The organism is Bacillus hominis (assembly GCF_018332515.1).
Lineage (GTDB): Bacteria > Bacillota > Bacilli > Bacillales > Bacillaceae_G > Bacillus_A > Bacillus_A hominis.
In genome coordinates this window covers 1-7,402 of sequence record NZ_BOQD01000328.1, presented here as the reverse complement: position 1 = coordinate 7,402, position 7,402 = coordinate 1, and the positions used below count along the sequence as shown (strand labels likewise).

Below are 7,402 nucleotides of genomic sequence, written 5' to 3'. Positions count from 1 at the left end.
TTCAATTATTTTTAAAACAGATTAAAAAAAGAGCCAAACAGCTCTTTTTTTGGATCACTCCCATTTTCTTTTATCCTGAAAAACCGTCTGCTGTCCGATTATTTTTTCTAACACTATAAACACAATATAAGCACATATTACTTGCAGTACAATATTCCCAAATTTCATTAATGAAAATGAATAAATCCCCCGAAATAACTCGTTTAATAATACAATCGAAACAATACTAAATAGTTCTATACTAATTGAAAATATACATACTTCTAAAATAGATTGCTCTTGTATTCGATTTAATTGGGAAAAGATGAATACATATCCTAAAAACAAAGCCATCAACTCTATTTTCGTCATGCTAATGAGCCAAGCGTATAATGGTACAGTTAAAAGAAGATATAATAGTTTACGTCTTAGCATGCCTTCTCACCCTCTAATTTACAAGTATTTTCTGTATATTTTAACATTTATCACGTAAAACAAAAAGAAGAGACTTACGCCTCTTCTTTTTGTTTTACTGCACGTATTAACTCACAAATTTCCTCTTGCTTTTCATTTTCTAATAGCTCAATGACTTTACTTCCAACGACAACCCCTTCACATATTGTAATCATTTCTTCTATTTGCTCTCGTGTTGAAATACCGAATCCTGCAACTACTGGTAAGTGGACGTGTGATTTTACTTTTTCCAAGTAACTATGAATCTCGTCCTTAAAGTTTTGACGTACCCCCGTTACGCCCGCTACTGTAACGGCGTAAACGAATCCTTGTGATTCACTCGTAATTTTCTTGATTCGCTCAATTGGGCTCGTTACAGTTACAAGTGGAATTAAAGCTATCTTCGCCTCGCGAAGAAGCGGTGCAATAATGTCTTGTTCTTCATACGGTAAGTCTGGAACGATAATACCGTCCACCCCTGCTTCAAGACAGTTCTCGATGAAATGTTCCTTTCCAAATGCGAGTACTGGATTTAAATATGTCATGAGTACAAATGGAATTTGAACTTCTTGCCTCACCTCTATTAATGCTTGAAAAATACCTTTTAATGTTACACCGCTATCTAACGCTCGTTTCCCTGCTCTTTGAATCGTTGGGCCGTCCGCGACTGGATCTGAAAACGGAATACCAATTTCAACGATGCTTGCTCCTGCTTCATCAAGAAAACGAATTCTTTCTTTTAACTTTTCAAGTCCACCATCTCCGCCCATTACGTACGGAATAAATGCTTTTTTACCATTTTCAAACGCTGCTTTAATTTTCTCTACTCCCATTTTTTACACCTCTTCCATATAACGTTTTATACTCTCTACATCTTTATCACCACGGCCTGATAAGCAAATGACAAGACCTTCGTCTTTCTTCATTTGTGGTGCTAGTTTTAAAGCGTATGCAACAGCATGTGAGCTTTCTAATGCCGGGATAATCCCTTCTTTTTTCGTTAATAATTGAAACGCATCTAACGCTTCTTCATCTGTTATCGAATGATAAGAGACACGTCCAATATCTTTTAGCAAACTATGTTCTGGCCCAACTCCTGGATAATCCAGTCCCGCCGAAATAGAATGCGCTTCTTGAATTTGCCCTTCTTCATTTTGCAGAAGGTACATCATCGATCCGTGTAAAACACCGACGCTTCCTTTCGTTAAAGTTGCTGCGTGCTTTTCTGTATGAACGCCTTTTCCAGCTGCTTCTACGCCGTAAAGAGCAACTTCTTCATCGTGTACAAATGGATAAAACATGCCCATCGCATTACTACCACCACCGATACAAGCAACGACTGCTTCTGGTAATTTTCCTTCTAACTCTTCATATTGTTTCTTCGTTTCTTTCCCAATTACACTTTGGAAATCACGGACAATTTGCGGGAATGGATGTGGTCCAAGAACAGATCCCATAATGTAGTGCGTATCATGCACGTGTGAAACCCAGTAACGAAGCGCCTCGTTCACCGCATCTTTTAACGTGCCGCTACCTGCCGCTACGCTTTCTACTTTCGCTCCAAGTAATTCCATTCGGAACACATTTAATTTTTGACGTCTCACATCTTCTTCTCCCATAAAGATAACGCACTCTAATCCGAGAAGGGCACATACAGTAGCTGTTGCAACACCGTGTTGTCCTGCTCCTGTTTCAGCGACAACCTTTTTCTTGCCCATTCGTACAGCAAGAAGTGCCTGACCAATTGTATTGTTAATTTTATGAGCTCCTGTGTGATTCAAATCTTCACGTTTTAAATAAATTTTCGCTCCGCCGCAATACTTCGTCATATTTTCCGCGAAATAAAGCGGTGTTTCTCTTCCGACGTATGTTTTTAAATAATGATTTAATTCCTTTTGAAACGCTTCATCTTGCATCGCTTCTTTGTATGCTTCTTCTAGTTCTAATACAGATTGCATTAACGTTTCTGGAACGTATCGTCCTCCGTATATACCGTAGTGACCTTTTTCATCTGGATATGCATAATTCATTTAGAACACTCCTTCGCTTTTTTAATAAATTTTTTTATTTTCTCTACATCTTTCTTTCCTTCTGTCTCTACTCCGCTGCTCACATCGACCATATAAGGCTGAACGGTTCGAATTGCTTCTTCTATATTAAGGATGTTTAATCCACCAGCTAATATCGTTTTCTCTCGCAACTCGTTTGGCATATGTGCGAGTAACTCCCATGAGAATGTCTTTCCATTTCCTCCGTGGAACTTTTCTTTTGGGCTATCGAATAATAGATAATCTGTTTCGTATTTTTTCGCATGTTCAATATCTTTCTCTAAAGCTACTCCTACCGCTTTTATAGACAGAATATTCAATCTTCCGATTTGATGATTATCTTCATCCCCATGCAATTGCACATGTGTTAATCCGCATTCCACTGCAATTTTCTGGATCACTTCTACTGATTCATTTACGAAAACACCGACCTTTAAAACGTTCGCTGGAATTTCCTGAATAATTTCTTTCGCTTTTTCTGAAGTGATTTTCCGTTTACTTTCTGCAAAAACAAATCCGATTGCATCTGCACCGTATTCGCACGCACTTTTCGCTGTTTCAACATCAGTGATGCCGCAAATTTTCACTTTCATATGTTCACCTTACAGTCTTCGAAAAAGCTGCTAATAGAAGATGATGTCATAAGTGCTTCTCCGACTAACACGCCTTTTGCACCCGCTCTCTTAACACGGACAATATCTTCCTTTGAATGAATGCCGCTTTCACTAATCCAAAATAGGTTTTCCTCATTCAGTCGTTTTCCAAGCTTTTCAGTTTGACCTAAATCTAATTCAAATGTTTTTAAATTACGGTTGTTAATACCGATAACATGCGGATTTAATCGGATCGCAATTTCTAATTCCTGTTCATCATGAACTTCAACAATCGCTTCTAATCCCATTTCTAGTACGTAGCTATAGAGCTCTGTTAATTTCTCTTTCGTTAACGCTGCTACGATTAGTAAAATAATATCTGCTCCTGCTTCATATGCTCTATCGATTTGAATTTTATCAATTACAAAGTCTTTACATAAAAGCGGTATGTTACTTTCTACTCTTGCGGTTTGTAAGTCATGAAATGATCCTTTAAAAAATTGACTATCTGTTAAAACAGAAACCGCTCCAGCGCCGCATTCTTCATATGTTTTTACTTGTTTTCTTACATCAACATGTAAATTGATGTCACCTTTTGATGGAGACGCTCGCTTTACCTCTGCGATTACTGTAAATTGCTTTAGCGCTTCTACAAGTGAGTATGTGTTTCTTTTTTCTTTCACTGGTGTATATGTTTCATATAACTCCGCAACTTCTACTTTCTTTTGCTCTACAATTTTGTCTAAAATCGTCCCCACTTTAATTCACCCTTTCTAATTTTTCATTGCTTGTTTCAATTAATAAGTTTAATTTTTCTAATGCTTTTCCGGAGTCAATGCTATGCGTTGCTAGTTTAATTCCTTCTTCAATCGTCTCTGCTTTTCCGTTTGCAAAAAGAGCAAGACCTGCATTTAATAAAACGGTATCGCGGTATACACTCTTTTCTCCGCTTAATACTCCGAGCGTAATCTTTGCGTTTTCTTTTGAATTCCCGCCTCTAATTTCTTCGTTTTTCACTCTTGAGAAACCGTACTTCTCAGGTGCAATACTCATTTCTACTATTTCGTTATCTTTTAAAACGACGACATGATTTTCTCCTTGTAATGACGCTTCATCTAAAAAGCCACTTCCATTTACGACAAGCGCTTGTTTCCGGCCTAGCTTTTGTAATACTTGTGCAACTGGTAATAACATATCTCGTTTATAAATACCAACAAATTGCGTTTCTAAATTGATCGGATTCGTTAAAGGTCCAATTAAGTTAAAGATTGTTGGAACGTTCAATTCTTTTCTTATTTTCATAATGCGTCGTAATGCTGGGTGCATCGCTGGTGCGAATAAGAAGGCAATACCTACATTTTCTAATAAGTAATCAATCTCACTCGGCGTACAACTAATGTTTACACCGAGCTCTTCTAATAAATCAGCACTTCCTGTTTTACTAGAAACAGCACGGTTTCCATGCTTCGCAACCTTTACGCCTGCTCCTGCCAGTACGAATGCAGATGTTGTACTAATATTGAACGTTTGAGCACCGTCACCACCTGTGCCGCAATTATCCATCGCTCCTTTTATATGATTAGAGAATGGCAATGCTTTTTCACGAAGTGCACGAACAAGACCGTATATTTCGTCTGCTGTTTCTCCTTTTGCTTTCAGCAATACTAAGAAAGCTGCAACTTCACTTTCCAATATGTTGTCACTTAATAAAAGAAGTCCCGCTTTATACATCTCCTCTTCTGTTAAATGTTGTCCCTCTACTAATTTGCGAAGATAACTGTTCATACTCTCTCCTCCTCTTCCACTTGAGCTAAAAAGGCACGTATTAACTTTCCGCCTTCTTCTGTTGCGATTGATTCTGGGTGAAACTGTAATCCGAAGAGCGGATAATAGTTGTGACGAATCGCCATTATTTCTCCATCATCCATAGCGGTTGCAAGTATGTCAAAACATTGTGGTAAACTCGTTTGCTCTGCAACAAGTGAATGGTATCGCATCGCTGTTAACGGCTGCGTTACGTACGAAAAGATTGACGTTCCGTTATGTTTCACACGCGATGTTTTTCCATGTTTAATGCGCTCCGCTCTGACAATTTCTCCTCCAAATGCCGATATAATTGCCTGATGACCGAGGCAAATACCTAATATGGGAACGTTCTTATAAAAATGACGAATAACTTCGATACAAATGCCAGCATCTTCTGGCTTCCCAGGTCCTGGTGAGAGAATAATTGCTTTTGGCTTCATCTCCTCTAATTGTTCAATTGTTATTTGATCATTTCTTACGACGACGATGTCTTCTTCATACTCGCCTAATAGTTGATACAAGTTATATGTGAATGAATCATAATTATCGATGAGTACAATCATTTCATAACCTCCAAAAGCGCTCTCGCTTTATTTAATGTTTCTTCATATTCAGCTACAGGGTCTGAATCGTAGACGATACCCGCTCCTGCCTGAACGTACGCTTTCTCGTCTTTCACAACCATCGTTCGAATCGCTAGTGCCATATCAAGATTCCCTGAAAAACTGATGTATCCAACTGCTCCAGCATATACATTTCTTTTCTCATGCTCTAACGTATTAATAATTTCCATCGCTCTAATTTTCGGAGCTCCTGATACCGTCCCGGCTGGTAAACAATACGCTAATGCATCAAACCCACTCATTAGTTTTCGCAATGTTCCGTAAACTTCAGATACAATGTGCATAACGTGAGAGTATTTTTCTACTTTCATATATTTATCTATCGTAACTGAGCCAATTTCACTCACTCTGCCAATATCATTTCGTCCTAGGTCCACAAGCATCATATGCTCTGCCCGCTCTTTCTCATTTCCTAACAGTTCTTTTTCGATTTCCTCATCTTCCTGTTTTGTTTTCCCTCTCGGCCTCGTACCGGCAATTGGATTTGTCATCACCTTATCATCTCTTACTGATAGTAAACTTTCCGGCGAAGAACCGAGTACAACATAATCTTGAAAATCGATATAAAACATATATGGCGACGGGTTTGCAATGCGAAGTTTTCGGTATAGTGCAAATGGATCGCCTTTACACTCACTTTTCAAACGTTGAGATAATACGACTTGGAATATGTCCCCGGCTCGTATATGTTCTTTCGCCGTTTCTACCATTTCGCAAAACTCTTTTTCCGTTATGGAAGAAGTGAATGATAATATTGATTGTATTTCATTTACTTCTGCTTCTTCTCCCTTTAGCACTTCCTCTTTGTATACTTGCAATCTTTCGTACACTTCTTCATAATTTGCTGAATCTTCTTCCTTGCATACATATACAAACGATAGTTTTTGGCGTAAATGATCATAAACGATAAACTCGCGATATAGTAACAGGTGTACTTCCGGAATATTTAATGGATCATGTAAGTCTGCTCCAATATTTTCATATTGCCGAATGACATCATAGCCAATATAGCCAATTGCTCCTCCGCAAAACGGGAACGGACTGTCTACTTGAGCTGGTGCGATTACCTCTTCTAACACTTGCAGTACGTTGCCTTGCAATTTTTCTGTTTGCCCATACATCGTTTGTTCAACTTCCATACCAACGCTTTTCACTTCTCCATAAGGGTCACAACCTAAGTAAGAATAGCGCCCTTTATCTTGATGAAGTTGCGAGCTTTCTAATAAAAACTTTTTGTTCCCTTTCATACGTCTATATAAAGAAATTGGCGTAATGCTATCTCCTTCTTCTTCAGCGATTATTAAAAATGTTTTACCCTGTCTTTTTTGCTTCATAAATTCTTCTTTCGTCATCATGCCTTTCACCTCACTCTGAAAAATAAAAAAGTCCCCTACATATCGAAATATGTAGAGGACGATAAATTTACCGTGGTACCACCTCAGGTTGGATGCAAAAGCATCCCGCTTTATTCAGGTACAAAATATATACCTTATCCTTGTAACGGCGGAACCCGGGTTGCCTACTGAAAACAATTGTTCAGCATACCTCTCGTAAGCCCATTCCGTATATGGCACCGCACCGGGCTCTCACCTATCCCCAGCTCTCTGAAACGTCTCCAATATACGTACTCTTCTTACTTAAACGATTTAACATATTCAATTTTTATAGGGCGTTCAACAATTTTTTATACACAAAAAGGGAGTACTCATCCTATAGAAAGGACGGGTACTCCCGTGGTGCCACCTTAATTCGTTACGAATGTAACGCACTTTGCCGTATCAAAAATAATACGTGTCTCTTGTATCGATGAGATCATGTCGCCAAAGCCTACTTCTTTCGTTTCGGTTTGGAAGCTCCGAAGCCCATTCCACATCAATTCCATACTGATTCGCACCAACCA

Annotated in this window: 8 protein-coding genes and 1 other annotated feature; all 8 genes read right to left on the bottom strand. The window is 38.6% G+C overall.

Translation table 11 applies throughout. The features are described from left to right. Window positions 1-54 precede the first annotated feature (54 nt). Window positions 55-414: a DUF4029 domain-containing protein gene (locus KI356_RS23875; protein WP_212936659.1), complete on the bottom strand. Its 360-nt coding sequence runs from the start codon at window positions 412-414 to the stop codon at window positions 55-57. Window positions 415-488: 74 nt separating this feature from the next. Further along, the gene (gene trpA / locus KI356_RS23870; RefSeq protein WP_212936658.1) at window positions 489-1,265 is read right to left on the bottom strand and encodes a tryptophan synthase subunit alpha; all 777 of its coding nucleotides are present in this window, start codon (window positions 1,263-1,265) and stop codon (window positions 489-491) included. 3 nt (window positions 1,266-1,268) lie between these two features. Continuing rightward, window positions 1,269-2,462, bottom strand: a complete 1,194-nt coding sequence (gene trpB, locus KI356_RS23865) for a tryptophan synthase subunit beta (RefSeq protein ID WP_212936657.1) — start codon at window positions 2,460-2,462, stop codon at window positions 1,269-1,271. After that, window positions 2,459-3,073, bottom strand: a complete 615-nt coding sequence (locus tag KI356_RS23860; RefSeq protein ID WP_212936656.1) for a phosphoribosylanthranilate isomerase — start codon at window positions 3,071-3,073, stop codon at window positions 2,459-2,461. Before KI356_RS23860 ends, trpB begins: the two co-directional genes overlap by 4 nt. After that, on the bottom strand, window positions 3,070-3,831 hold the full coding sequence (gene trpC / locus KI356_RS23855; RefSeq protein WP_212936655.1) for an indole-3-glycerol phosphate synthase TrpC: 762 nt from the start codon (window positions 3,829-3,831) through the stop codon (window positions 3,070-3,072). Before trpC ends, KI356_RS23860 begins: the two co-directional genes overlap by 4 nt. Window position 3,832: 1 nt before the next feature. Further along, on the bottom strand, window positions 3,833-4,858 hold the full coding sequence (gene trpD, locus KI356_RS23850) for an anthranilate phosphoribosyltransferase (RefSeq protein WP_128282184.1): 1,026 nt from the start codon (window positions 4,856-4,858) through the stop codon (window positions 3,833-3,835). Beyond that, window positions 4,855-5,442 (bottom strand): aminodeoxychorismate/anthranilate synthase component II, encoded by a 588-nt coding sequence (locus KI356_RS23845; protein ID WP_212936654.1) that lies wholly within the window; start codon window positions 5,440-5,442, stop codon window positions 4,855-4,857. Before KI356_RS23845 ends, trpD begins: the two co-directional genes overlap by 4 nt. Beyond that, complete coding sequence (gene trpE / locus KI356_RS23840; RefSeq protein WP_212936653.1) at window positions 5,439-6,857, bottom strand: anthranilate synthase component I; 1,419 nt, start codon at window positions 6,855-6,857, stop codon at window positions 5,439-5,441. Before trpE ends, KI356_RS23845 begins: the two co-directional genes overlap by 4 nt. 51 nt (window positions 6,858-6,908) lie before the next feature. Continuing rightward, window positions 6,909-7,153 (bottom strand) — a binding site (T-box leader). Between the last annotated feature and the right edge of the window lie 249 nt (window positions 7,154-7,402).

Coding starts and splice junctions, on each gene's coding strand:
- KI356_RS23875 (WP_212936659.1), bottom strand. CDS start 414: ATGCTAAGACGTAAACTATTATATCTTCTTTTAACTGTACCATTATAC.
- trpA (WP_212936658.1), bottom strand. CDS start 1,265: ATGGGAGTAGAGAAAATTAAAGCAGCGTTTGAAAATGGTAAAAAAGCA.
- trpB (WP_212936657.1), bottom strand. CDS start 2,462: ATGAATTATGCATATCCAGATGAAAAAGGTCACTACGGTATATACGGA.
- KI356_RS23860 (WP_212936656.1), bottom strand. CDS start 3,073: ATGAAAGTGAAAATTTGCGGCATCACTGATGTTGAAACAGCGAAAAGT.
- trpD (WP_128282184.1), bottom strand. CDS start 4,858: ATGAACAGTTATCTTCGCAAATTAGTAGAGGGACAACATTTAACAGAA.
- KI356_RS23845 (WP_212936654.1), bottom strand. CDS start 5,442: ATGATTGTACTCATCGATAATTATGATTCATTCACATATAACTTGTAT.
- trpE (WP_212936653.1), bottom strand. CDS start 6,857: ATGATGACGAAAGAAGAATTTATGAAGCAAAAAAGACAGGGTAAAACA.